Below are 26,959 nucleotides of genomic sequence, written 5' to 3'. Positions count from 1 at the left end.
ATAAAAGTAGCGAATACTGGCAGAAGCAACGGTTTTCCAGCGAATCGCTCCCTGCCAATCAGCCAATCACTTGCCGCCAGCCAATCCGAAAATTAAAACGCCTCGCCGATGGCGAACAGGAAGCCCGGCGAGCTGCCCGTACCACCCGCGTAGTCGAGGCGCAGGTTTACCCGGTCGCGCTGGATGAAGTTGAAGCGGATGCCCGCCCCGCCCGCGTACTTGGTGTTGCCGAGGCTGAGGTTGCTGATGGTATTAGCCACGTTGCCGACCCCACCGAAAACGGCACCGTCGATGCGCCAAAACAGCTTCTGCCGCACTTCGGCCTGAAACATAACCATCTGGCGGTCGCGGAAGCGCTGCTCATAGATGCCGCGGAGCAGGTTGGCGTTGTTGTAGAGCGTGCCGCCGAGGTTGGCGCCCAGGCCGGCCAGCTCCCGAAACGGCACGTCGCCGGTATGAAACTGTCCCAGAAACTGCAGGGCCAGAATGGTGCGGTTCGAAACAATGGGCCGGAAGTGACGAGCGTCGAGCTGGTAGCGCACGAAGCGGTAGTCGGAACCCAGCCCGGTACCATTAAAGGTGGCGCTAACGTCGACCAGGTTGCCGCTGAAGGCCGCTAGCGGCAGGTCGCGGGTATCGTAGGTGAACACCGGGCCCAGGCCCGAGATGCGCGTTCCGCGGCGCTCCCGCTCAGTGACGTCGGTGAGGAACACGTTGGGTGCGTCGTCCTTGCGGTTTCTCGGCTTGATGTCGAACTGGCTGATGTCGGTGAGGCGGTAAAGCGCGCCAAAGAACATTTTGGGCGCAATCTGCTTCTGTATGCGCTGGTTGATGATGAACAGCTTGTATGCCGTTTCCGACTCATCAGCACTGGCCGACTTAGGGCCGATGCCATAGTAGTAGAGCAGGATATCGTAGGCGCTGATTTCGCCATTTAGATAAAATTTTTCGCCCGGCGTGTACACCGTGTGCACCAGCTGAATGAGCGACTGGCCCTGCGTGGTGGTCCAATACTGCACCCGGGCATTGGAAGGTCGGGTGAGCGTGTCGCTCGAGAACCGGCCACTGAGCAGCCCGCCCAAACCATAGCCCAGCCCCGTTTCGGCCTGGTAAAACAAGACGGGGATGGGCAGTAGAGTCAGTTGTTTGTCCTTACCAATCTGCCCAAACGACTTGGGACCGGCTACCCGGCTGGACAGTGGCGCGAGGCCGGCGGAAGGAGCGGTATAAGATGAGGGAGCGGTGTAAGCAGAATCAGGCGGCGCGACGGGCTGGGCGGCCGCAACGAAAGTCAGCCCGGTCAGCAACAGAGCTGTGAGAGAAGAATACATGGGCGGAGAGATGAAAAAGCAAGCAAATGGCCTAACAACGGATTAAACCTAGCTACGGTTGGAATCAGCCTTGATCTTTAGGCTGTACGCACTGAACCCTAGCTGCTCGAACCAGCTATTCGTCAATACGTAAGCGCTTCACCACGTGGCCCCGACCCACGTGTTCGGCTACCAGTTCGGCCGCGTCGGCGGGCCGGACGTTGCCGTATACCGTGCCTTCAGGGTACACGATGAGGGCAGCACCTGGTCCCTTTTTACAATTGCGGCATAAGTCCAGGCAGTTGCAGGTTTGCACCTGAGCGTGCTGCTTCTGGCCGTTTGCCACCCGCTTTTTCAGGCCCTGGCTCTTCAGCTCTTTCTTGAGCGCCTTGGCGACGTCGTCCCCCACCCCGGACTTTTGATGGGTGCACACGAACAAGCGGCGGATCTGACTCATGATGAATTGGTAGTTAGCGCGTAGCACCGAATCCGAGTACGAAATACTGGTGTCGGAGCAGCCGCCCAGGCCCTCATTTCCCCCCGTACCAGTGTCGGTTTTGTAGTTTATACGCGGCGAGCTCGCGGTTCGACCACAAAGTTTGGTACACCTGCTGGTCGCGCAGCAGCTGCGGGTCTTTTTCCATGAAGGCAAGCAACGTTTGCAGCAATTCCGCAGCCTCTTCCTTCAGGAAATAGTACATCCAGTTATCGAGCCGGCGCACACTCACCAAACCGGCATTTTTTAAGTATGATAATTGCCGGCTGGTTTTGGTTTGGGTGAAGTCGAGCACCTGCTCTAAATCGGCCACCACCATCTCCCGGTTGCGCCACAGCAAATGCAGAATGCGCACCCGGCTTTCATCGCCCAAGGATTTAAAAAGTTGTTGCCCAAAAGCAACCGTGAAATGTTTCAAACGCATCTGCTGTCTGTGGAGGGCGAGCGCCCTTCCTTCCATTCGCCTAAGTTACCATCGGCCCCGCACCCGCCGCCGTATATTTGCTCTCCTGACCTGAACATGCCTAACTTCTTGCGCCTGCGGGCCTTCTCTCTATTCATTGCCGGGGCCCTGCTGGGGCTGCTGCTGCTGGCCGCTCCCGAAGCCCGGGCCCAGGGCAAACGCCGCGTGATTCAGTTCACCGGTATCGTAGCCAGTGGCGACAGCCTGCTCGGCGTTCCCGGCGCCACCATTTACGTGCCCAAAGCCGGCCGCGGCACGTCGTCGAACGCCTACGGCTACTTTTCGATGGCCGTGCTGGCCGGCGACAGCGTGGTGATTCGCTCCCTGGGGTACGCCAATCAAACCATTATCATTCCCGCTGACTTCCAGCGACAAAGCTACTCCGTCATCATCCAATTGCGGGAAGACGCCACCATGCTGGGGGAAGTCCGCGTGTTTCCCTACACCACCGAGCGCGATTTCAAGAAAGCGTTTCTGGCCCTGCGCCTGCCCACTGAGCGCGGCAGCGCCGCCGCCGACAACCTGAATGAACAGCTGATGCGCCGCATCTTCAATACGCAGCCCATGGGCGCCGTGGCTAACTTCCGCCAAACCATGCAAACGCAACAGTACGACTACGACCGGCGCCAAGGCATGGCACCAAACCAATATACCAGCAACCCCCTCCTCAACCCGTTCAGCTGGCTGAAATTGATTAAGCAAGTGAAGAATGGCGAACTCAAGAAGAAAGACAACTACGATGATTAAAAAGTCGGGTTACGGACTAGCCGCGTAGCGGCGGCCGGTTGGTAGTATAAATTAAGGAAAGGGTTGAGAGCCGCATAGCGGTGACAGATTCATCTGGCGAATCTGTCACCGCTATGCGGTTTTGTCCGCGCCAATGGTACATTCTACCAACCGGCCGCCACTACGCGGCTAGTCCCCAGCCTGGGTTAAAAAATTGGGTTAAACAGGGAGTGACTAACCAAACGAGGCTTTTGTGATTAACTGAACTTACGTAACGGTAAGGAAATAAGCGCTATTTCTTTACGTCAGGCAGGTGAGGAGGCTTGCCGGGCCCCGGCTGTCATTTTGATCCAAGGAAATAGGGCTTCAGGCTGGTTGAACCTAGACGGCAACCCCAAAAATCCGTTTAATGGCTCAACGTCTGTTTAATCTGTGGTCCTATGGATACGAATCTTCCTGTTTCAGGCAACCCCCGCGTGGTCATCATCGGCTGCGGGTTTGGGGGCCTTCGCTTAGCTAAATCACTGCGCCACGCCCCCGTTCAGGTGGTGGTGGTCGACCGGAATAACTACCATAACTTTCAGCCGCTGCTCTATCAGGTAGCCACCGGGGCGCTCGAAGCCGACAGCATAGCCTACCCCATTCGCAAAATCTTCGCGGGCCAGAAAAACTTCTACTACCGCATGGCCGACGTGCAGCGGGTCGACCCGACGAGCAACACGGTGGTCACCAGCGTGGGCGACATCCGCTACGACTACCTGGTGTTGGCGACGGGCTCGCTCACCAACTTCTTCGGCCTGGAAAGCATCGAGCGCAATGCCATGCAAATCAAAAGCATCCCCAACGCGCTGAACCTGCGAAGCTTCATTTTCCAGAACTTCGAGAAAGCCCTGCTCACCGACAACCCCGAGGAAAAGCAGGCCCTGATGAACATCGTGGTAGTGGGCGGCGGCCCGACCGGAGTCGAAATCAGCGGCTCGCTGGCTGAAATGCGCAAGCACGTGCTGCCCAAAGATTACCCCGAACTGAACCTGGGAGCCATGCAGATTTTCCTGGTCGAAGCCGGCCCGGCCCTGCTCGGGCCCATGTCGCCCGCCTCGCAGGCCGACGCCAAGCGCTACCTCGACGAATTGGGCGTACGGGTGATGGTTAACACGTCCATCAAGCGGTTCGAAAACTGCCGGGCCTATTTTTCGGATACGGAATTCATTCCAACCGAAAACCTGGTGTGGGCCGCCGGCGTGAACGGAGCCGAAGTACCCGGCCTGCCGGCCGAGGTAGTGGCCCGCAACAAGCGCATCACGGTAAATGCTTGGAACCAAGTGCCCAGCTTACCCAACGTCTTCGCCATCGGCGACGTGGCCAATATGGTGACCGACGAGATGCCCCGCGGCCTGCCCATGCTCGCGCCTGTGGCTCAGCAGCAAGCCGACCACTTGGCCGCGAACCTCCAGCGCCTGCTACGCGGCGAAACGCCCAAGGACTTCGTGTACACCAACAAAGGAGTAATGGCCATCGTGAGCCGCAACAAGGCCGTCGTGGACTTGCCGAAAAATATTCACTTCAACGGCATTTTCGGGTGGTTTACCTGGCTGTTCGTCCACCTGATGACCTTGGTGGGCTTCCGCAACAAAGTAGTGGCTTTCGTCGACTGGGCTTTCAGCTACTTCAGCTCCGACCAGGCCCTGCGCCTTATCATCCGCCCCTTCAGCCGTAAAGATCTGAAGGACGACAAGGGCAAGAAAAGCGCGGAGCACCGCGTTGCCACGCCCCAGTACAACGCTCCGCCCCCCGCTATTCAGGCGCCGGCGGCCGGCTAAGCTCGCTGCCACTACTACTAGGCCCGCCGCTGCTTCCCCTACCCCAGCAAATCGGGGCGGCGGCAAGCAGTTGCGGGCCGCGGTGGGAGCGGACGAGACCGCGTCAGCCGCTATTCCCCAACGGGGCCGGCAATCACTATTTGCATGGATTCGGGCGCGAGGTATTCTCCGGCCAGGTCGCGCAAGGCCTTGGCGTCGGCGGCTTCCGTTTGCTGCACGAACGTTGTGTAGTGGTCGGCCGGTAAGCCGAAGAAAACCGTGTTTTTGTATTTATCGCACTGCTCAAAAACAGTCGACAGCTCATTGGCAAACTTTCCCAGCAGGTAATTTTTAACCGTGGCTAGTTCCTCGGCGGGAATTAGCTCTTCCCGCAAGCGGCGCAACTCTTTTTTAATTTCACTCACCGCTAAATCGGCGCTTTCGCCTTTTACGTCGGTTCCGATTATGAGCGAGGTACCATATTCGCGCGGGGCCACGCTGGCGTAGATGCCGTAAGTCAGGCCTTTTTCTTCGCGGATGTTGCGCATCAGGCGCGAGCCGAAATAGCCGCCCAGCACGTTCACCAGCAGCTTGAGGCGGTGGGCCTCGGCGTGGGTGGGACTTGGCCAGTCACGGCCCATGCGCACCGAAGCCTGCAGGCTGCCCGGCACCGGCACCCGGTGGGTAACCGCGCCAACGGCTTCCTCAGCTGCATTGGTAACCAGCGCAGCGTGAAAAATCGGTTGCGCGGCGGAGCCCCCCTTGCTGAACGCGGCGGCCACGGCGGCCTGCTCGGCCGCTACATCGCCGCACAGAAATACTTCGGCGTTGCTAAAGGCGTAAAACTCTTGGTGAAACGCCCGGGCTTCGTCGGCCGTCAGGGCCTGGTACGCCTCGCTGTCGAAGGGTCGGCCGTACGGCGTGCGAGCCCCGAACAGCCGCTCGTTGAACCGCTCCGAGGCCAGAAAGCTGGTCTTCTGGCGCTCGACCCGCACGTTTTGAATGGTGCGGGTTTTCAGCTGCTCCAGCTCAGCGACTGGAAAAGCCGGGTTAGTGAGCACGTCGATCACCAAGGGCAGCAGCGCGGGCAGGTGCCGGGTAAGGCAGTAGAGGGTGAGGGTAGCGCGGTCGAAGCCCGCGTCGCACTCCAGCGAGGCGCCGTAGAAGGCAACCTCATCGGCAATTTGACGGGCGGTGCGGGTGGTCGTTCCCTCCAGCAGCATCCGGGCGGTGAGCGAAGCGAGGCCGGGGCGGCTTTCGGCTATTTTGCCGGCTCGGATCACCACTTGCAGGCGCACGACGGGCTGGGCGTCGTTGGCCAGCACGTGCAGGCGGGCGCCGCTGGCAAGCGACTGTACAGCCACCGCTGGCAAGGTAACACGGGCAAGCGGCTGAACGGGGGGAGCGACGGTGCGGTCGAGCATAGGGGTAGTTCCTGGTTACGTAAGCCTGTGGGTTGCCGGCAGAATTGCCTAAATGCATAACAAGAACGTCATGCCGAAAAGTCTCGGCATGACGTTCCGCGAGTCAGCGTAGCAACGAATTAGTCAGCAGTTAATTAGTGGGCGCTTCGCCGCTGGTGCCGCCGGCACCTCGCTCATCGAAAGCCTCCGACAGTTTATTAAAGTTGAAGTGCACCGATATCCGAATGGTTTGAGCCAAGGGATTATTCTGCGAGTTAGAGCCAGTGGGTACCAAGTAAGTCCCATCGAGCCCAAATACCTGGTAGCGCACGCCCAGGCCCAGGCTGGCGTACTGGCGGTCGCCTTTGTCGGGGGCCTCGTAAAAATACCCTCCGCGCACGTACAACAGGTCGTTGTAGTTGTATTCCAGCCCTCCCGAGAGGTTGATTTCCCGCAGCTCTTCTTTGAACCCGCCCGGAGCATCGCTGAATGAGCCCAGGATGGCGCTGGGCAATGATTTACCCGCAATCTCCAGGTTTCTAGCCTTAACGTCCGGATCGTTGGCAGAGGCGCCCTCCTTGTAGTACGGCGAAGGAACCAGCAGCTTAGTAGCGTCAAATACTACGCTGATCTTGTTGTATTGGTCAATTTCCCGGGTAATGGCCGTGCCCAGCTTTAGCGTAGTCGGCAGGAAGCTCGGATTTTTGGGGTCTCTATACGCAATCTTGTTGCCGATGTTAGCGATAGAAGCGCCAAAGGCCAGGTTGTACAAACCGGTGCCAATGGTGGCATCTTTAGAATAGTAAGCGCCCAGATCAACGGCGGCGGCATTACCAGACTGCGCGTCGTTGTTATTATAAGCCCCCACCAAGTTGGAGCGGATGTACCGCGCCGAAACCCCAACCCCGAAATTATCGGTTAGCTGCAAGCCGTAGGAAGCCGTAATAGCAAACTCCTTCGGGTTGAAGGAACCAATTTCGAGATTATCGCCGTCGCGGTAATCGATTTTGCCTAGGTCAAAGTACATCAGCGAGGCCCCGAAAGCTGAGCGCTCCCCCACTTTGGCGTAGCCGGATAGGTACGACAGGCTCATGTCGTCGGTGATGTTGCGCAACCAGGGCGAATACGAAAGCGAAGCGGAGTACTTGAACGGTACAAAGCCGAGCTTACCGGGGTTGAAATACACTGCGTTGGCGTCGGGCGAGGTGGCTACTCCCGCCTCGCCCATCGCCGAGGCGCGCGCATCGGGGCTGAGGGTAAGAATGGGGACGGCCGTCGTGATGGTAGCTTGATTAAGCTGCGCCTGAGCGGTGCCGGCAATGGCCAATAAGCCAGCACACAGAGTCAGGCGCGAACGGGAAAAGGAAAACTGCATAGAAGAGGGGAATAAAGCCATGCGCGAACGGGGCGCAAATAAAAGCAGATTAATTGAGGATGACGAGCTTTTCGTACTTCGAAGCCGTACTGCCGTTGTTCTGTGAACGAACACTCAGCCGATAAACGTATACCCCGCGGGCCAGTTGGTCGTCGTATTCGTCGCGGCCGTTCCACGTAATGCTCCGCTGATGCGGCTCCGTGCTCGCTACGGTGGCCGTCAGGGTTCGGACCAAGTGGCCGGTTATGGTGAAAATCTGCACTTGGACATCGAGGTTGTCGGGTACGTTACCCGCCTGGTTATGATCGAAGAGAAACGTAGTGGACTTGGCAAACGGATTGGGGTAGTTCAATACGTGATCGAGGGCCAGCTTTTCGTTGCGGGCCACGACGAACTCGATTTCCTTTTCGGCGGAGTTGTTATAGGTGTCCCAGGCTTTTAAGGTCAACGAGTGCGGCCCAGTAGGCAGCTCTTTGAACAGGTTTTTCACGCGGCCCGAGGTAAAATCGCCTACGTTCGACTCGTAGCTGTCGTTGAGCACAATCAGCTTGCTGGGGTCGCGGTCGAGTACCGCCGTAATGTCGTGGCCGATGCCCGTGCCGGTGGTATTAATGCCACTTTCGTCGCTGAGCTTGGCCAGCAGCGTGGTTTCCTGCCCGGTGAGACCGCCATAAGCGAACGACTCATTGTCCATAAACAGGTTGATGACCGGGGGAGTAGTATCCCTTAAAAAATCGGTTGCGGCACCACCCACCTCTCTTATTTCGTAGCCCTGCGCATCAATCTTACGGGTAGGGTCGGAAGCGTATAAGCTGATTTTGCCCAGCCCAACGTTGTAGTTGATGTCCTTAGGCACCACGAATACCAAACTAAACTGTCCGTTTACTACCTCCGCTTGCCCCCCGTAAATCACGTTTTCCTGCACCACCACCGGCCGCGGCGCGTCGCCAGGGTAGCGGCTTGCCTCGTTGCCAAGGGTCATCACGGTAGTAGGCTTGTCGAAGATGGTAACCTGAGCCCGGCCGGTGAAAGCCGTGTTTTCGACGCCATTGTTCAGCAAGCGGCCGTGAATCCGAATCCGGGCCAAGGCCTGTAGGATGTTGGTAGACTGCCACTGGCCGCTGATGCGCTGGCGCACACTATCGAGCTGCACCGTTTGCCGCGGGTAGGCCAGCGTCATGCTGGGGTCGGCCAGCAGCTCGTAGTTGCGGTTGTTGATTACGCCAGGCTGGCCGGCCCCGGGATAATCGTTCTTGCTCAGCATTACCACGGTGCCGATGCTCGGCATCTGGCCGTTCACGGGCCTCAACACCCGGTTGAAGTACGCTTGGTTAAGGCCGGCGTTAAGGTTGGCTTCCACTACCCGGGTGGTGGTAAAAAGGCCAATTGCCCCACCGGTTGGGTTGTCGGTGAGGGACTGCTCGCCCGCCGAGGTGAAGTTTGGGTCGTCGTAGGTGCTAAAATCGCAGGTTCCAGTGGTGAAGAAAGTAAAATTATTGGGGTTGCGCAGGGCCAACACGGAGGCATTGGTTACGATTTGCTCGTCGGCCCAGCCCTTTGGTCCGCCGTGCCCGAGGTAGTTGACAATTAGCGAGCCCTGTTCTATTGACTGGTCGATGGCGCGGTTGGTTTCGGGAGAGCGCTGGCCCGCCGATACTGCCACTTGTGGGTACAGATCCAGGTATACTTTGTGCACATTATATACTGGGTGATTGGTTTGGATAATTTGAGCCATCCTTTCCGATCCACCCCCTACAAACAAATCGTTGTCGCCATCATCCGATACCAGTGTGATGCGATTACGCCATTTCCCATAGGCTGACGTGGCATCGTAATCCATCAGCTTTTTAACTACTTGCTGGGCCTGATTGTCGTTCGCCGGCTGGCCCTTGGGCGTGCGCACCGGGAGGCGGCCCACGCCAATGTCGAGCAGTTCGGTGCCGGGGTTTTGTTCCTCCCATTCGCCTTCGTCGTCGTCGAGTAAGGCATAGTAATCATCCGAGGAGTAGCTGGCTTGGCCAAACGCGCCCCCGTAAAATGGGGCCAGCGACTCCCGCGACTCATAAGTCGGCACGTAATTTTGGTTGAAGGCATCGAAGTCGGAGTCGGACTTGAATGGCTTCCGTTCATCCTTCCACCACTGGGGCTCGAAACTTTTGTTATTGTAGGGGTCGGACTTGTAGTCGAACGAGGCATCGCCGAACAGCAGGAGCTGCATTTGCTTGCCCGCCGGCGCACGGTCGTAAAGCAGCTTCATCAGGTCGCGAATGGCGGTAACGTCCTGCCCGCCCGAGCTAAACTCGTTATACACTTCAGTCGTCGTCGCCACGGCCACGCGCAGGTTGTCGTGGCGGGTGCGGTGGTCAGCCAGGCGCAAGGCCGCCGCCTTAAACGGCGGGTACGTCACGATAACTAAATCAATCAGCGCACCGGGGTCGCCGTTGAGCGCGTGCAAGTCCTGGTTGACTACCCGGCCAAAAGGGCGGGGGGGGCTGAAGTTGCCGCTGGGTTGGAAGGCCACGTATTCGCGTAGCGTGTCGGACAGGCCTATAAATGCCCCGCCCTCCAGTGGGCGGGCCACGGCCCGGCGCGGATTGGTAACGTCCCACACCACGGCCCCCGTGGCGTTATCCACCACGAAGCGGTTGAGGTCCGTCGAATTAATATTAACCAGGGAGCGAAACTCCAGCTGCGCCCCGCGGAGCTTTAACTGACGCTGCGCGTTGATTTCCAGATAGTCCAGGTAACCAATGGCCCCAGGATCGCTGCTGTTATAGGTTAAACCCACCCGCAAATCGGCTCCCGGATTACTAAGGGCCAACTGGCTGGTAACGGTACTCACGGTAGCAATGGGACCAAAATCGTACCTAGGGCGGGGGTCCAACGGTTGCGTGGCCAAAGCCGCCCCGTTCAGGCTAAGTTGGAAAGAGCTGGCGGGGGATGAGTTGGCTACCAGCGACGAGGTTACTCGAATCGGGGCATTAGCTACCAGGTCGGGAATGTTGGTAAAAGCGAACTCCCGCGGTTGCCCGGGGTTGAAAGACTCGCCAACCCAGTTGCGCCCCGAACGCAGAAGGTTAGCCAGGTCGTGTTCGTAAAAATCGCGGTACGTAAAGGTGCTGATGGTAGGGGTGCGGCTGGTCGGCAGCAGCGCCGGGGCCGTCGGCACGCGGAGTCCCGCCGTATTATTTACCGTCACGAAGTAATAAGTGGTGTCGGTATAAATATTGTTGCGGTGCTTGAACACGCCATCCTGCGCCACCCAGGTATGAGCACCGGGGGAGTAAAACAAGAAGTACTCGTTGTCCTCGAAGACGTTATTGCCATTGCCCACCAGCAGAATATTGTTCTCCGCCAGGTCGTCGGGGCGCGGCACGCTATTGGCCTGGGGCAGGATCCCCATGGAATTGCCGTACACGTGCAGGTTGTTCGGATTGATTTCCTGGGGGTTAAGACCCATATTGCGCAAGGCTTCCTTGTCGAGCTTGTAGATGCCACTTTCGGCCACACCCATCTTAAACCATTGGCCGGTAGCCAGTACCGAATGGGGCGCGTGGTTGCGGGCCGCCGTGCCCGTGCCCCGGGCTGCCACCACCTCAGAAGTCGGCGCGTAGCGGTAATCGAACGAAACCAGGCGTTCGGGCTGGCCGGTTTGGGGGCTACGGCGTACCGGGCGCAAACTCAGGTGCGTTACAACCTGCTTCATCTCCCTGCCGGAGCTGAGTTTAGGCTCGGGCCCGGTTGGCAGTTGGCCCACGTTGAACAGCTTGGCATCGGCCTCCGAGAAGGGCTCGTACACCAGATTAGTTAGTTCGCCCTCGGTCACCCGGCCGTTCAGCCGCAGGCTAAACCAACCCACTTGATCGTCCAGCGCCTGATGAGCTTCGTCGAAGGTCGGCACTTTTTGCTTACGGGCGCCCAGCGTAGGTACCTGGGCGTATCCGCCCCACTTGATGATGCCATGCGCCACGCCCGGCTCACCCGACTGGGCGCGGGCCGGGGTAGTAGCGCCCGTGATTATCCCCGCAAAAGCAATGAAAAGAAAAAAAAGACGCATACGCATTATCTTGATTGACGCCTGTGCTAGTCTGCGATCTGCTCCGTGGTGGCTTCGCAACAGCGGTACTGCCCGTCAGGTTCACCCGGTGGTAGGCTCTTAACTAGCAAACACTCTATTTATTGTTATCGTCGGGCAGTTGTGGTTGCGGAGTTGAATTAACTACCGAGCTGCCGCTTTTGGTACCGACAGCAGCACGTAGAGCAGCACCACGAGCGGCACGGCGGCGGCCCGCAGCGCAAGCAGCAGTCCGGCCGTCAACAGCAAAAATAGAAACCGCTGTCGGTTATCAGCCCATCGTAAGGTCTTAAATTTCAAAGCAAATAGTGGCAGTTCCGCCACGAGCAGTCCCGAAAGCAGCCCCGCCAGGCCCAGCAGCAGCCAAGGGTTGAGGAGGAAGCTTGCCAATCCAAACTGGTCGTAGGCCAGGATGAGCGGCAGCGAGGCCACTACCAGCGTGCACGCTGGCGTGGGCAGCCCGATGAAAGAAGTGGTCTGCCGGGTATCGTTGTTGAATTTGGCCAGTCGCAAAGCCGAGAAGATGCTAACGACAAATCCCAGGTAGGGCCCGTACTGCACCATGATCCCCCACTCCCACCCGCTTTCGGCGGTGGGCAGCCCCATTTGCAGCAGCTTGAATAAGATTGCTCCCGGCACCACGCCAAACGATACCATGTCAGCCAACGAATCCAGGTCTTTGCCAATGGCCGACGACACGCGCAGAGCCCGGGCCACCAGACCATCGGCAAAATCGGCCACGGCTGCCGCCGCCACCAGCCATGCTCCCACCTCCAGCCGCCCAGCAAAGATGTTGGTCAAAGCCAGGCAGCCACAGAACAGGTTCAGGCAGGTGAGGGCGTTGGGCAGATGTCTTTTCAAGAGTGAAGGAAGGAAATAATAGGGTTGGTCGAGGGACTATTATAAAATAACGGCGTGCTGTAACAACAACTTCGTCACCCTGGCGCTTGCTCGCGCATCAGCCAATTAAAAAAGGGTTACCGTGGCGCTCCTCCCCGATAGTAGTGGCTGGGCCGTGGCCAGGGTACACCGTGGTAGCGTCGGGCAGGGTCATCAATTCCGTTTCAATGCTATGCAGGAGGGTGGCGTAGTTGCCGCCGGGCAAATCGGTTCGGCCGATGCTGCGCTGAAACAGCACGTCGCCCCCAATAACCGTGGCAGTGGGCGCGTGGTAGAACACGACGTGGCCCGGCGCGTGGCCCGGCGTGAAGCGGACTTCCAGCTCGGTCGTGCCGAAGCGCACGGGCTGGCCGGCCACGAGTTCGCCGGTGGGTTCGGCGGGCTGGTACTGCGGGAAGCCGTAGCTGGGCGCGTAAGCCGGCACCGCCCGCAGGGTAGGCAAGTCGAGCCGATGCAGCAGAAATGGGGTACCGGGCCAGGTAGTCAGCACAAACTGGTTTCCCAGGACGTGGTCGACGTGGGCGTGGGTGTTCAGCAGCAGGGCCACCTGCAAGTCATTGGCCTCGATATGCCGCCGCAGGGCCTGCTGCTCAGCCACCGTATAGCAGCCTGGATCTACAATGGCGCACTGCCGCGTGGCGCCGTCAACCAACAAGTAGGTGTTTTCGGAAAAAGCGTTGAAGGTAAATCCAGCGACAGTCATACAGAACAAAGCTTCTAAACCAGTCGGAAAGGTACGACACCGCACTTAATGCGACCTGAAGGCTTGCCACCTCCTTAGGCATGCTGAGAGTAGAACGCGTCTATCCGGCTTCGCCCTAACGACCCAAAAGCTTACTCTGGATGTGGCTCAGTATCACCTGCCAGATGAATAGGGCCCCGTGAAGTTGCCCCGGCGGGGCTTTGGATACGGACTGCAGAAACGCTATAATCTGGTTGGCTCATGGCTCATTCAGCAGGGCATTCCTACCTTGCCGGCCATGACTAACTGTGATTTTCTGGTAGTGGGCCACGGCATTGCGGGCGCCACGTTGGCCTACGTGCTGCGCCAACGGGGTCACGCGGTGTTGGTGTACGACCCGGGCCAGGACAACTCCGCGTCGAACGTAGCGGCCGGCCTGATGAACCCGGTAACCGGGAAACGCTTCGCGCTGTCGTGGCGGGTGGCCGACCTGCTGCCTTTTGCGGGCACCTTCTATCGGGAGCTGGAACAGCGTTACGGGCAGTCCTTTTTCAGCGAAGCCCTTATTCTAAAGCTGTTTAGCTCAATCGAAGAGCAAAATGCCGTCCTGGCCCGCAGCGCCGACACCCCCTGGGAAAACTTTGTGGCCGGCTTCGCAACGGCGAACCCTGGTCTGCCGGGGGTAAATGCTCCGTTTGGCGGGGCCTGGCTGCAACACGGGGGGCACGTGGCCGTGCGCCCGCTACTAGCCGCCCTGGCCGCCGAAGGCACCCGCGAAGGCTGGCTGCGGCGCGAAACTTTTGACTGGTCCCGCCTCGTTACCGGCCCAGCCGGCGCTGTTTACGCGGGGCAGGTGCGGGCCCGCCACGTGATCTGCTGTGAGGGGGCCGCGGCCGGGCGCAACCCGTACTTCAACTGGCTGCCCCTTAGCTCCAACCACGGAGAGGTACTCGATGTGGACTGCGCGGAGCTGAGCGCGGCGCAGGTACTCAACCGGGGTGCCTACGTGGTACCGATGGGGGCAGGGCGGTTTCGGGTGGGTGCCACGTACCGCAGGCCACCGTTTACTGAGGGCCCCACGGCGGAGGGCCGCGAGGAACTGGCCGCTCGGCTGGCCGTGATAACCGACCTACCCTTCGGGGTAGTGGGGCAGCAGGCGGGGGTTCGGCCCGCCGTGCTCGACCGGCGGCCGCTGCTCGGGCCCCATCCCGCGGTGCCCGCTTTAAGCTTTTGCGGCGGCTACGGCTCCAAAGGCGTAATGCTGGCCCCCCGGATGGCCGTGCTCCTGGCCGACTGGCTGGAAGGCCGGGCTGAAATCTGGCCCGAAGTCAGCCTGCAACGATACAACGCCTTGTGGCCGGCGGGCGTAATTTGAAGTAAGGACTATTGAGACCGGCTCGCTGGCGCCACTAGTTTGTTTGCACACTCAAAACGTAGCTTGACGACCATTTCGCCGTAAACACCTTCTCTTCAGTACCCACAGGTCGCTTCGTAGCGAAGCGGAACCTTTACGGAAACTACATTTTTTTAGCCCTTGGGCGGACTAAATTTCGTTGTTGCGCGTTGCTTAATCCTATGACTATTCTTTTATCCATGAAACGCACGCTGGGAGCCTTGGCCCTGCTGCTGCCTTGCTTCTTCACCCCCACGGCCCAGGCTCAAACGGCCCAGGAGCCGTTTGGACGGGTACGCATTCAGTACAAGCAGTTCCAGTGGCAGCAGTTCAATACGCAGAACTTTACGGTCATGTATTACGACGGGGGCGAGGCCAGTGCCCGCCGGGCCGCCGAATACGCGGAGAAGGAGCTGCAGCGCATTACGGCCCTCATTGGCTACTACCCTTATTCCAAAACCACGCTGCTCTTCTACAACTCGGTGGGCGACCTGCGGCAGAGCAACATCGGCCTGACGGCTACGCAGCAGCAAATAAATGGCGGCGAAACGCCCTTGGCCCGCATGAGCAAGGTGCAGATTGCCTTCGGCGGCCAGGAAACGGATTTCAAGCGGGAGTTGAGCACCCAGATTACCGAAGTACTGCTCAACGACATGATGTACGGCGGCTCCTTGAAGGAAGTGCTGCAGAGCACCTACCTGCTGCAGCTGCCCGATTGGTTTATCGGGGGCGCGGCGGCCTACGCGGCCGAGGGCTGGAGCGTGGATATGGATGGGTTCATGCGCGACATGAGCAAGCAGTACCCCACCGGCAGCCGGACGGCCCCCTTCTTCCTCCGCAGCTCCACCCTGGCCGGCCAGAGCATCTGGAACTACGTGGCCGAGCGCTACGGCTACACCACCATTCAGAACATCCTCAACCTGACGCGCATCACCCGCGACGTAGAAGTGGGCATCAGCTCGTCGCTGAACGTACCCTATAAGGTTTTTCTTAAGGATTGGCTGACTTACTACCGCGAGCTCAATGGCCAGCCCATGGCTACGCTGGTCGAGCCGGACAAAAAATTCCGGCAGAGCGGCCGTAATCGCCACGCCGACGTGTTTTCGCAACCTATTATCAGCCCCAACGGGCAGCTGGTCGCTTATGCTCAAAACGAGCAAGGCCGCTACCGTGTAATGGTGGTAAACCGCGACGGCTCGCACCGCCGCACCTTAAGCCGCGGCGGCCATAAAACGCCCGATCAGCAAATAGAAACCCGACTGCCGGTGTTAGCCTGGCGGGGTAACTCCCAGGTGGCGGTGGCCGAGATGAACCACGGCGAGATGGCCCTGCACCTGCACGATGCCGATGGCCGCGGCCTGCTGCGCCGGATAAAGGAGGCTATTCGGTTTTCGCGGCCCACTTCGCTGTTTGCGAACTACGACCAGATTTTGAGCATGAGCTATTCACCGGATGGCAAGGCTTTGGTCTTCAGCGCGGTGCGCAATGGCCAGAATGACCTCTACTTACTCCGGGCTGGTAGCCGCAATGTCGAGCAGCTGACCAACGACTTGTTCGATGATGTGCAGCCCGTGTTTCTGCCCGGCGGAAGAGGCCTGGTTTTCAGCTCTAACCGCTACCTCGACTCGACGGGGCGGGCCCGCCCGGCCACGTTCCAGAATGTGGTGAATAACTACGATTTATTCATGTACCACCTCGACGGGAGCGACATCCCGGTCGAGACGCTGGTAAGCACCATTTCGAACGAAACCCGGCCCCGGGCTATTTCCGACGACGAAATTCTGTTTCTCGGCGAAGAAAGCGGCGTGCGGGCCCTGTATCGGTATTCGCTCAAAACCAAAGAGCGCACGCGCCTAACCAACTGGCTACCCAATACGCAGGACTTTGACTACAGTCCGCAGACCTCCGCGCTGGTGTTTGTCGCGCCAGCCCAGGCCCGCGACATTCTGTACGTCTACCCCGAGTACCCGCTGCCCGCGTCGCTGCCGCCCACCAAAACGGCCCGCCAGCAAACCCTCGAAGAGCGGTCCCTGGCTCCGGCCACTACGGCCAAGCCGGCGCCCGCGCCGGCTGTCGCGCTGGCCGATACCCTGGCCCCTGCCGATTCGACGGCTACGCGCCCGCCCCAGCGGCGTGAGCCCGGCAAAGCCAGCAGCACGGTAAACACCAGCGACTATCAGTTTGAAGAAGACGCGCCAGTACAACCGGCGCCGACTAAGCGAAAGCGCCTCACTCCCACCGCGGCTTCGGTGGCCGCTCAGGCGGCACAAGCCAACGCGGCCCAACTCACCGGCCCTTTCCGGTATGATACGCGCTTCATGGCTGACAACGTGTCGACCTCGGTGTACGTGGATCCGTTGCTGGGCCTGGGCCTGCAACTCAAAGCCACCCTGACCGACGTACTGGAAAACCAGCGCATCGACGCGAGCTTATTTGGCTTGTTTGACTTACGTACGAGCAACATCCGCGTAGCCTATACCAACCTCACCCGGCGCTACGACTGGAGCATTTCTTACCAGAAGCAAGCGTACTTCTTCGACATCAACTCGAACGGCTACCGCTACGGCCGCCACGAAGTAGCGCCTACCATCGCGTACCCGCTCACGCACAACCTTAGCGTACGTGGCGGGCCCCGTTTCACTACCATCTCCCGCACCCGGCTCGGCGACACCTCTACCGAAGAGGATGAGAGCCGCAATTATCTCGGCTACACCGGAGAGCTCGTATTTGACAACAGCATTGCCAGTGGAGTTAACATGGTAAGTGGTACCCGCCTGAAGGCCAGCTTTATGAGTCAGCGTAGCCTGAAGGACAATCAGTACAGCTTCAATAAGTTTATCGTTGACCTCCGGCACTACCAGAAAGTCAGCCGCTCGATCATCTGGGCCAACCGGGCTAGCTACGGCCACTTCTTCGGGCCGCGGCCCCAGGTCTTCCGAATGGGGGGCATGGACAACTGGTTTAACGCTGGGTACGAAGGAGGCCGCTTTCTAAAAGGCTATACGGCTCCCGACCAGATATTTAACCAGGAATTTGTCACCAACCTCCGGGGCTTTGACTACAGTGCCCGCACTGGGCCACACTACTTACTGTTTAATAGCGAGCTACGCATTCCCATTATCCAGTATTTCTCCCGTAAGCCCATCTATTCAGGCTTCTTCCGCAACCTGCAGCTCACCGGCTTTGCTGATGCGGGCACTGCTTATTCGGGCAACAATCCTTTCAGCACCGACAATTCGGCCAACACTCAGCCGGTTTTTCCCCCTGGCAATTACTTCTCGGCCACGGTGACCAACTTCCGTAACCCGTTTCTTATTGGCTACGGCGTGGGGGCCCGTACCACCTTGCTGGGCTTCTACGGCAAGGTCGATGTAGCTTGGGGCCAGCAAGATTACGTCACCAAAGGCCCGAAGTTTTACTTCTCGCTGGGCTACGACTTTTAGATTTCACGCGCACAGCCGTTAGGGGTGGGGTCTTCTGTTTTGAGAAATATTCTTCGAGAATATTTCTCAGCGTATTTTTTAAAAAATATTTCAGTACCATCTGCTTCGGCTTGCAGGTCTATAGTCGTCCTATTCTCAGAAATAGGTCTTAGCTGAACCGTTATTGAAGCGAACAACTGCTCTATAAGCCCACTAAGTAAGAATAGCAGATAATCTGCTCTTTCCTACATCCTCTGGAGGGAGTGGCGTTGGGCGCGTCTGTAACGTCCCGCCCGCGGCAACGGGTCTCAGGCACTGCTCACGTCACAAACGCGAAACCAGGCGCCAGCAGTCGCGTGGCGCAGACGCACGCCAGTACTATTCCATAATACTTTACCTATACCAACGGACTTGCCCAATCCGCGCTGAATGGAGACAGGGTCGAGAACCCCATCGAGGCAAGGGGCGAAACAGGACAGCAGCAAATAACCGCTTGCTAATTGAAAGCAAATACAAAGCATATGATGAATTTGCTCTATACTATATCACTTATTATCATATCATTAAATAAGGTAAAGCTTAAGCTTTAACTCTTAACAATGTAAATTATTCTAAGAAAGATTAATAGGCATCTTATCTTGCGGTCATCTTAGCCGGAGTTCCGCTTGGGCAATGTTGCTTTCTGACTTCGCCCGAGCCAACAAGCCCGGGGTCGATGATCGACCATTCGAAGCGCCGGCCAACTCTCTTTCGCTCCTTCGCCCGGCTTCCTTCGTTGATCGTTATGGCTGTCTTCTATCCTTTCTTGCGCGTCGGTCGGCGCTTGGCGCTGGTTGTTTTATTGGCGCTAGTCGCGGCCCTGGGCACCCGGGCCCAAACCGTGCCGCCGGGGCAGGGTCAGGTGGCTGACACCACGGAGCTGCGGGTGCTGCGCCAGCTCTACCACGCCACCGCTGGCCCGCGATGGACCACCCGCACCAACTGGCTCACGGGCACCACCCTGGCCCAAGCTGCCACCTGGTACGGGGTGACGGTCAGCGAGGGCGATGTGACCCAGCTCGTGCTGAATAACAACGGCCTGCGCGGGCCCCTGCCGGCCGACCTGAGCCGGCTCACCCAGCTGGAGCTGCTCCAGCTGAGCCACAACCAGCTCACCGGCCCGCTGCCCGAGCCCTGGGGCGGGCTCACGGCCCTGGCCAACCTGAACCTGTCCTATAACGAACTCAGCGGGGACCTGCCCGCCGCCCTGAGCCAGTGCACGCGGCTCAACTACCTGGACCTGGCCCACAACCGCTTCACTGGCTCGCTGCGACCGCTCGTGGGCCTGGTCAATCTGGCGATCACCAATGAAAGCGACAACCAGTTCAGCGGGCCCCTGCCGGCCGAGCTGGGGCAATTGACCCAGCTCAATTATCTCTACCTGAGCAATAACCGCCTCAGCGGGGCGCTGCCCGCCACGCTTGGGGCCTAGAGCACCCTGTTCCACCTGACCCTGCACGGCAACCGCCTCTCGGGCACGCTGCCGGCGGCTGTGCTCACCCGCCCGGCCCTGCGCCTGCTCACGCTGGCGGCCAACGAGCTGACCGGGGTCGAGGAGCTGGGCGGGGCCACGGGCCTGGCCGCTACCCTGGGCGTGCAGGACAACCGGCTGGACTTCGCCAGCCTCGAGCGCCTCTATCAAGGCCCGGGGCAGGCGCGGCTGAGCGACGCCGACGTGCGCTGGCAGCGGGCGCCGGAGCGGGTCGACACGGCCCGCTACCAGGCCGGGGGCCCGCTCGTGCTGGACGTGGGCCCCTCGGCCGCGCGGCAGGTGTACCGCTACCAGTGGCAGCGGCGGGTGGCCGGGCTATGGGTGAACCTGCCCGGCGATACGCTGGCCAGCAGGCGCTGGGAAGCGGCCACGGCCGCCGAGCAGGGCTTCTACCGCCGGGCCGAGCACAACCGCTGGTTCACCGACGGGGCCCTGGCCCCGACCGAGCTCTACTCGGTAATAGTCTATGCCGACCTGCTGCCCTACATCCCGCTGGCCCGCAACCGCCCTGACGACGCCAACCAGCACGAGGCGCTGGTTACGCCCCCGCCCGCCCCCGACGCGACGGCCCGGCCCCTGGCCGACGTGAACTTCGTGCGCACGTGGACCCCGCGCGAGGCGCTGACCGACTCGAGTCGGGTGCCGCGGGCCCCGGTGGACTCGGTGGCCATGCGCACGGTGTACCTCGACGGGCTGGGGCGGCCCGTGCAGACGGTGCAGCACCAAGCCTCGCCCCAGCGGCGGGATTTGGTCCAGCCCCAGGCCTACGACGGGCTGGGCCGCGAGCCCCGCCAGTACCTGCCCTACCCGGCCGACCCGGCCCAGGCCACGGCCCAGGCCACGGCCCAGGGCTATCACCCCCGGCCCCTGGCTCAGCAGCAGGCCTTCTACCTGCCCGGCCCGCTGGGCCCGCTGCCGGCCACCGACCCGACGCGGGGGGTGGCCCGCACGGGCGTGGCCTATGCCGAGACCCTGTTCGAGCCCTCGCCCCTGAACCGGGTGCTGGCCCAAGCCGCGCCCGGCGAGGGCTGGCAGCTGACCAGCGGCCACGCCCAACAGCGGCTGGAGCGGCCGAACACGGCTCAGGACTCGGTGCCGCGCTTTGTTCCGGGCTACGAGGCCCAGGACCGCGACCCCGGCTACCAGGGCTACTATGCCCCGGGCGAGCTGTGGGGCGTGCACACCACCGACGAGCAGACCGGGCCCGGGGGCGGGGGCTACGCCACGATCGAGTGGAAAGATCAGCTCGGGCAGCCCGTGCTGCGGCAGGTGGAAGGGGCCCGCACCGGCAGCGGGGCCAGCCTGCGCTCGCGCTGGCTGCGCACGGCGTATGGCTACGACGACTTCGGCCATCAGCGCTACGTACTCCAGCCCGAGGCCACTAAGCGCGTGCTGGCCCTGGGCAACCGGCCGGCCCCGTTGCCGGCCAGCGCCGCGCCCTTCCTGTTCCACTACCGCTTCGACGGCCGCGGTCGGCAAATCGCCAAGCAGGTGCCGGGCACGGCGGGGGAGACGTGGGTGGTGTATGACCAGCTGGACCGGCCGGTGCTGAGCCAGGACGCGGCCCAGCGGGGGCGGCGGGAGTGGAGCTGGAGCAAGTACGACGCGCTGGGCCGAGTCGTGCTCACCGGCCTGGTGATCCACGCCCAGGCCGTGGACCGGGAGACGCTGCAGGCGCAGGCCGACGCCACCCCTGAGACGGCCCAGCAGTACGAGCAGCGCACGAGCAATGGCAGTGCCTATGCCCACTTCTACACCACCGACCAGGCCTTCCCGCGCCTGGGCCAGCAGGGCTTCGGGCCCGGGCAGGTGCTCTCCGTTACCTATTACGACGACTATAACTTCGACCAGGACGCCCAGGGCACGGCCGACGTGGCCTACGACCCGAGCCTGGACGGGCAGTTCCCGGCGGGCACGGCCCCGGTGGCGGACGTACTGCGCACCACGGGCCTGGTGACCCGCACCAAGACCCGGGTGCTGGGCGTGGAGGGGACGCAGGCGGGAGCGTGGCTGACGACGACGACCTTCTACGACGAGCGCGCTCGCCCCGTGCAGGTGCAAAGCACCAACGCCCGGGGTGGGCTCGACCTGGTCACCACCCGCCTGAATTTCACGGGCCAGCCCCTGCAAAGCGTGAGCGTGCACCAGGGGCCGAACCACGCCCCCGTGCAAGTAGCTGAGTTCTTCAGCTACGACCACACGGGGCGGCTGGTGAACACGCGTCAGCAACTGCCCGGCGAGGCCCACCCCACCCCGCTGGCGAGCTTGGGCTACAATGAGTTGGGGCAGTCGCTGACGAAGACCGTGGGCACGGGTCGGCTGCGGCAAGCGGTGGACTACGCCTACAACATTCGCGGCTGGCTGACGAGCGTGAACAACCCCTATGCGCCGGACCCAGGGGACCTGTTCAGCCTGAGCCTGCACTACGAGCGGGGCTTCACCCAAGGCTATGAGCAATACACCGGGAACCTGACGGGGCAGACCTGGCGGGGGCGCGATGGCGTGCAGCGGGCCTACGGCTACGTCTACGACCCGCTCAACCGCCTCTGGCAGGGCGACTTCGTGGCCCGCACGGGTGGCAGCGGCAGCCTGAACGGAGCGTGGCGGGCGGAGGAAGACCGCTATCGGCTCAGCTTTGTCAGCTACGACGACAACGGCAACCTGGCCACACTGCGGCGGCGGGGGCTGCTGGCGGGGGCCACGCGCACGACTCCGGCGCAGTATGGGCCGGTGGATGCACTCACGTACCGCTATGCGGGCAACCGGTTGTTGGCCGTTGACGACCAGGTCACGAGCAACCAGTTGCCGCGCCCGCGGGGCTATGAGGGAGCGCCGAGCTCGCTGGCGGGGGACTTCCAGGAGGGCGGCACGCGCCTGGGCGAGGAGTATGTGTATGATGCCAACGGGAGCCTGACGCAGGACCGCAACAAGGGCATCAGTGGCATTGCCTACAACCACCTGAGCCTGCCGGAGCGCATTCACTTCGGGCAGGGGGCGGACTCGCTGGTGTTCCGCTACTCGGCGGCGGGGCAGAAAGTGGCCAAGCTGGTGTACCAGACGGGCCAGCCCATGCAGCGGACGGACTACTTAGGACCGTACCAGTACGAGCAGGACAGCCTGCGTTTCTTCCCCCACGCTGAAGGGCGCGTGCTGCGCTGGGTGAGCCCCAGCAGCGGGCAGGTGCGTTACGAGCGGGAGTTCACGCTCAAGGACCACCTGGGCAACTTGCGCCTGGCTTACCGCTTGGGGCAGGTGCGCACGTACGTGGCCGGTCTGGAGCCAGGCGAGGCGGAGCGAGAGCGGCGGCAGTTCGACTCGCTCTCGGTCAGCCCGCCCGTGGCCCAGCCAGTAGGGGCGCGTGCCCGCTCGGGCCAGTACGCAGCTCGGCTCAACGCGGGGGGCAGCACGCCCCAGCCGCTGGGCCCATTGAAGCAGCTAGCCGTGCAGCGGGGCGATACGGTGAGCGTGACGGCGCCGGGGCTCTACCCGCAGGCGGTGCAACACAACTTCTGGTTCTCCTTAGCTTCGTTCCTGACCGGGCTCTTGCAGCCTTCACCCAGCCAGCCGACGCCGCCCGAGGGGGTACGTCGTGGAGGCTTGCCCCTGTTGCAGGTGGGCGTGGCGGCGGGCTTAGCGGCGGTGCCGCAGCTGAGTGGCGGCGTGCCGCGGGGTTACGTGCGGCTGCTCGTGTTTGACGCCGACAGCAACCTGGTGAGTCAGCAGACCCAGCAGTTAAGCGCGGCGGCGTTGAATAACTACGAGTCGCTGCGCTTACAGGTGGTGGTGCCGCAGGACGGGTACGTGAGTGCCTATGTGGGCAACGAGAGCAACGTCGATGTCTTCTTTGATGATGTCACCGTCGAGCATCGGCAAGGACTGCAGGCGCAGGAAACCCAGTACGACCCCACGGGGCTGGAACTAGCAGGCGTGACGGGCACCACCCCAGGGCTGAAGCCGCTGAACCAGTACAAGTTCAATGGCAAGGAATTTCAGGCGGACCTGGGCCTAAACTGGAACCATCAAGACTGGCGCTTCATTGACGTAGCCCGCGGCCCGGTCTGGCTCAGCGTGGACCCCGAAGTCGAGAACGGGCAGGAAACGATGTCGCCTTATGTCTTTAATTATGATAATCCTATCCGGTATGCCGATGCCGATGGACGCCAAGGGGTTCCTGCCCCTAATACTAACCCGGCGGCAAACCTGAGAACGGTAGCGACGGCGGTTATTAACTACGCTACAAACGTATGGGACACGCCCGTTTCAAATAGCGCCGCAAATGGAGTAGCGTACGCGGCATATGGTGGGGACGCTAAAACGGTTGGTGATGTGGTCATCGCAGCTGTTATACAGATGGGGAAAGGATATGAGCTAGCATCTAACCTATATTCCCGCTCAGGAAACGTTCCAGGAATATCATCAAGAGTAAATGAAGCAGGAGAAGGAACCACTGCGACTACGCGACCGAGTCTCAAAGGAAGTGGCCCTGTTGCAGGTGTATTCGAAGTAAGCGATAGGGTGAAATCTGTTAAAGCATTTAATAGTTACAACCCCAAAGCACGGCCTGAAGTTGGTATGCCTAAAGGCTCAACAGAATTCGTTTTTGACCACAGCAACAATAGATTCGCTGCCGGTAATACGAAAGGAAGTGCATCGCCTCATCAAAAGTTAGGAAAAGCTATTGGGGCTGAACCTAATAATTTGGTAGGAGGCATAATGTCGCGAACACCCACTGGCATTAGCACTTCTGAGAACAGTGGACATTACGGACCAAATTGGACTCCTGACATAAGGCAGCAGTTTAAAAGCTACATGGAAACAAAAACTGGCAAAACAGTAGACCATACTGCATGGTAATTAAAAAAGTATATATACCTTGTATCTCTCACCAATTGTGTGTCAAATGGAAACTGACTTGGGCAATAGCGACTATAGTGACAAATGGGATTTTAATCACTCTGATGAATTCTATGCGTTGAAGGGGGTAGAAATATTAGATATGTTCGATAGGAAAATCATTTTGTCTCACACTGGAGTGTGGTGTGTTATTGCTAATAAAAAGCTATTCTCTGCTCATCAAAATACTAATGTCATCCCTTTTTTTCCTTTTCTAGAGTTAGGATGCGAAAACTTTATTTCTATAGTTAAAAAAAAATTAGAGAGTAAAAATATGTCAGCAGAAATAGCTTATAGCTTTCCCTTAAAATACATCATTTCAGCTGCACTTGGAATGCAAAGTGATTATTGGGTAAAACTTTCTATAAGTTGGCTAAATTGCTTTACTTTTGATTCGGAAATCAGCGATTTATTATCGTATGTGATGTCCTCTAAGTGGTTGTCTCAGTCGACTAGGCATCTTGCTAAGAAGATGTTTTTCAGATTTAACAAGCATAGCTAGAATGATATTTACAGGCAAAATATATCACATGGGCACTCTCCTTTTTGGCCGCTACCGGGGCCGAGGTGTTGGGCTACTTCTACCAAACCCAGTATGCGCTTTATGCAAGCAATTCCAGTGGATCAGGAAAGGTAGGTAACAAATTAAAACCTGACCTGAGTGCAAACGGCTCTCACAGCACATTTGCTATAGAAGCACGAATCACATTTGACTGAACACGCCGTTTTTTGTTCTTTGACTTTCTGATTTCACTTGAGTAAACGGTGCCCCAGCCGCTGGGCCCGTTGAAGCAGCTAGCCGTGCAGCGGGGCGATACGGTAACCGTGACGGCCCCAGGGCTCTACCCGCAGGCCGTGCAGCACAACTTCTGGTTCTCGCTGGCTTCGTTCCTGACCGGGCTCTTGCAGCCCTCGCCCAGCCAGCCGACGCCGCCCGACGGGGTGCGTCGCGGGGGACTGCCGCTGCTGCAAGTGGGCGTGGCGGCGGGCTTGGCCGCGGTGCCGCAGCTGAGTGGGGGCGTACCCCGGGGGTACGTGCGCCTGCTCGTCTTTGACGTGGATAGCAACCTGGTGAGCCAGCAGACCCAGCAGTTGAGCGCGGCGGCGTTGAACAACTACGAGTCGCTGCGCTTGCAGGTGGTGGTGCCGCAGGACGGGTACGTGAGTGCCTATGTGGGCAATGAGAGCAACGTCGATGTCTTCTTTGATGATGTTACCATTGAGCATCGCCAAGGACTGCAGGTACAGGAAACCCAGTACGACCCCACGGGGCTGGAACTGGCCGGGCTCACGCGCCAGACGCCAGGGTTGAAGCCGCTGAACCAGTACAAGTTCAATGGCAAAGAGTTCCAAACGGACCTGGGCCTGAACTGGAACCACCAGGACTGGCGCTTTATTGACTTGGCTCGTGGCCCGGTTTGGATGAGCGTGGACCCGGAAGTGGAGAATGGGCAGGAAAGTATGTCCCCCTATGTTTTCAACTTCGATAATGCCGTGCGCTTCAACGATCCGAACGGACGGAACCCAGGCGGTGGTGGCGGCTTACCCGATGATTTTGTTGCTCGGGGGTTCTTTGGCGTAGGTATGTCCGTTGTCAATTTAGTGGCCCTCTCGTGGGCTGCAACATTGAACACACCCTACAAGTACCAGCAGAACTTTGTGGAGAACAGTGCGGGGACGGCCGTGGACGTGGAAACACGGAAAGTACCACGAGAAGCCCCTCTGCAAGAACTTAAATCCGCTGCATGGGATGTATTCAATGTTACTATATCGTTAGCAGGCGGTGGTTCAGAAGGCAAACTGTTAGAGCAAACGGCTGGTAAAGCGGGAACGGCTGCAGTTGTGCAGCAAGTAAAAGCGGTACCCCAAGTTGCAACTGCCGCCTATAAGCGGCCTAATTATTCCGTTACACGTGCCCAGCGTGCTGCCGTTCAAGGAAAACCTTGTGTAAGTTGTGGCATCGAGGGCGAAAGAATGATAGCAGACCACAAAACTCCGCTTGTACAAGAGCATTACACAACTGGTAAGATAGATAAAGTAAAGATGCGTGATGTTAACTCTGTGCAACCACAATGCAAAAGCTGCTCAGATAAGCAAGGAGCCGAAATGTCACAATATTCTAGAACACAGAAGAAAGCACATGGATTTTAATACAGAAGAGCAGAAACTTATTTGTCTAAAGTACAACACGGAGTACTATGCAGTTGACTCCGAGTTAAAAATTGGAATTAGCAAGGGGGCATTGGCTGGAGTGATGCCATTGAATGGCTTACGTCATCCAATAGAAGGTGATACTTCTGGATGGTATATTTGGGGAGGTGAGGAATTCTCAGATGACCCTGATTTCTTTCTGCCATTTCACCTTAGTCATATCACAGAAATCTTACCACGTATCGCAAAGTATTTAGCGTTACCGCCTGGATGGCGATTTCTTGTAGCTCCTCATGATTATGAGGATGTATGGTATGAGGAAAAATTGCTAAGTCTTTAA

17 protein-coding genes are annotated in these 26,959 nt (G+C 59.3%); 9 read left to right on the top strand and 8 right to left on the bottom strand.

Features of this window, described 5'->3' with window-relative positions; all coding sequences use genetic code 11:
* Positions 1-92 precede the first annotated feature (92 nt).
* The 3 genes from IC235_RS17110 to IC235_RS17100 all read right to left on the bottom strand — a co-directional run bounded on the left by IC235_RS17110 (position 93) and on the right by IC235_RS17100 (position 2,230).
* Positions 93-1,331 carry a BamA/TamA family outer membrane protein gene (locus IC235_RS17110; protein WP_191006418.1) on the bottom strand — a complete coding sequence of 413 codons (1,239 nt, stop codon included), beginning with the start codon at positions 1,329-1,331 and terminating at the stop codon, positions 93-95.
* 115 nt (positions 1,332-1,446) lie between these two features.
* A complete protein-coding gene (locus tag IC235_RS17105; protein WP_191006417.1) occupies positions 1,447-1,767 on the bottom strand; it encodes a (2Fe-2S) ferredoxin domain-containing protein in 321 nt (106 codons plus the stop codon).
* Positions 1,768-1,840: 73 nt separating this feature from the next.
* Positions 1,841-2,230, bottom strand: a complete 390-nt coding sequence (locus IC235_RS17100; protein WP_191006416.1) for an ArsR/SmtB family transcription factor — start codon at positions 2,228-2,230, stop codon at positions 1,841-1,843.
* A 96-nt stretch (positions 2,231-2,326) separates the two neighbouring features.
* On the opposite strand from IC235_RS17100, the gene IC235_RS17095 reads away from it, so the two are divergent.
* Positions 2,327-3,016, top strand: a complete 690-nt coding sequence (locus tag IC235_RS17095) for a carboxypeptidase-like regulatory domain-containing protein (protein ID WP_191006415.1) — start codon at positions 2,327-2,329, stop codon at positions 3,014-3,016.
* A 419-nt stretch (positions 3,017-3,435) separates the two neighbouring features.
* Positions 3,436-4,815, top strand: a complete 1,380-nt coding sequence (locus tag IC235_RS17090; protein WP_191006414.1) for an NAD(P)/FAD-dependent oxidoreductase — start codon at positions 3,436-3,438, stop codon at positions 4,813-4,815.
* A gap of 110 nt (positions 4,816-4,925) precedes the next feature.
* On the opposite strand, the gene IC235_RS17085 is transcribed toward IC235_RS17090, so the two are convergent.
* The 5 genes from IC235_RS17085 to IC235_RS17065 form a co-directional block, all read right to left on the bottom strand.
* Positions 4,926-6,218 (bottom strand): M16 family metallopeptidase, encoded by a 1,293-nt coding sequence (locus IC235_RS17085; RefSeq protein WP_191006413.1) that lies wholly within the window; start codon positions 6,216-6,218, stop codon positions 4,926-4,928.
* Between the two features lie 130 nt (positions 6,219-6,348).
* The gene (porV, locus tag IC235_RS17080) at positions 6,349-7,572 is read right to left on the bottom strand and encodes a type IX secretion system outer membrane channel protein PorV (protein WP_191006412.1); all 1,224 of its coding nucleotides are present in this window, start codon (positions 7,570-7,572) and stop codon (positions 6,349-6,351) included.
* A 49-nt stretch (positions 7,573-7,621) separates the two neighbouring features.
* Positions 7,622-11,629 carry a type IX secretion system sortase PorU gene (gene porU / locus IC235_RS17075; RefSeq protein WP_191006411.1) on the bottom strand — a complete coding sequence of 1,336 codons (4,008 nt, stop codon included), beginning with the start codon at positions 11,627-11,629 and terminating at the stop codon, positions 7,622-7,624.
* A gap of 162 nt (positions 11,630-11,791) precedes the next feature.
* The gene (locus IC235_RS17070; protein ID WP_191006410.1) at positions 11,792-12,508 is read right to left on the bottom strand and encodes a CDP-alcohol phosphatidyltransferase family protein; all 717 of its coding nucleotides are present in this window, start codon (positions 12,506-12,508) and stop codon (positions 11,792-11,794) included.
* A 97-nt stretch (positions 12,509-12,605) separates the two neighbouring features.
* A complete protein-coding gene (locus IC235_RS17065) occupies positions 12,606-13,250 on the bottom strand; it encodes an MBL fold metallo-hydrolase (protein ID WP_191006409.1) in 645 nt (214 codons plus the stop codon).
* 277 nt (positions 13,251-13,527) lie between these two features.
* On the opposite strand from IC235_RS17065, the gene IC235_RS17060 reads away from it, so the two are divergent.
* From IC235_RS17060 to IC235_RS17030, 7 genes are all read left to right on the top strand, one after another.
* Positions 13,528-14,604: an NAD(P)/FAD-dependent oxidoreductase gene (locus IC235_RS17060; RefSeq protein ID WP_191006408.1), complete on the top strand. Its 1,077-nt coding sequence runs from the start codon at positions 13,528-13,530 to the stop codon at positions 14,602-14,604.
* Positions 14,605-14,822: 218 nt separating this feature from the next.
* Positions 14,823-18,065 carry a PD40 domain-containing protein gene (locus tag IC235_RS17055; protein WP_191006407.1) on the top strand — a complete coding sequence of 1,081 codons (3,243 nt, stop codon included), beginning with the start codon at positions 14,823-14,825 and terminating at the stop codon, positions 18,063-18,065.
* A gap of 763 nt (positions 18,066-18,828) precedes the next feature.
* Positions 18,829-19,515 carry a hypothetical protein gene (locus IC235_RS17050; protein ID WP_191006406.1) on the top strand — a complete coding sequence of 229 codons (687 nt, stop codon included), beginning with the start codon at positions 18,829-18,831 and terminating at the stop codon, positions 19,513-19,515.
* Positions 19,516-19,575: 60 nt separating this feature from the next.
* Positions 19,576-24,429: a DUF6443 domain-containing protein gene (locus IC235_RS17045; RefSeq protein ID WP_191006405.1), complete on the top strand. Its 4,854-nt coding sequence runs from the start codon at positions 19,576-19,578 to the stop codon at positions 24,427-24,429.
* Positions 24,430-24,475: 46 nt separating this feature from the next.
* Complete coding sequence (locus tag IC235_RS17040) at positions 24,476-24,970, top strand: hypothetical protein (RefSeq protein ID WP_191006404.1); 495 nt, start codon at positions 24,476-24,478, stop codon at positions 24,968-24,970.
* Positions 24,971-25,233: 263 nt separating this feature from the next.
* A complete protein-coding gene (locus tag IC235_RS17035; RefSeq protein ID WP_191006403.1) occupies positions 25,234-26,619 on the top strand; it encodes a hypothetical protein in 1,386 nt (461 codons plus the stop codon).
* Entirely contained in the window at positions 26,609-26,959 is a 351-nt protein-coding gene (locus tag IC235_RS17030; RefSeq protein ID WP_191006402.1) for an immunity protein Imm33 domain-containing protein, read from the top strand. The genes IC235_RS17035 and IC235_RS17030 overlap by 11 nt, the downstream gene beginning before the upstream one ends.

Origin of the sequence: Hymenobacter montanus (assembly GCF_014699115.1) — a bacterium.
Taxonomy (GTDB): Bacteria; Bacteroidota; Bacteroidia; order Cytophagales; family Hymenobacteraceae; genus Hymenobacter; species Hymenobacter montanus.
Note: the sequence above shows the minus strand (reverse complement) of the source record. Positions and strands in the feature narration are given on the sequence as shown.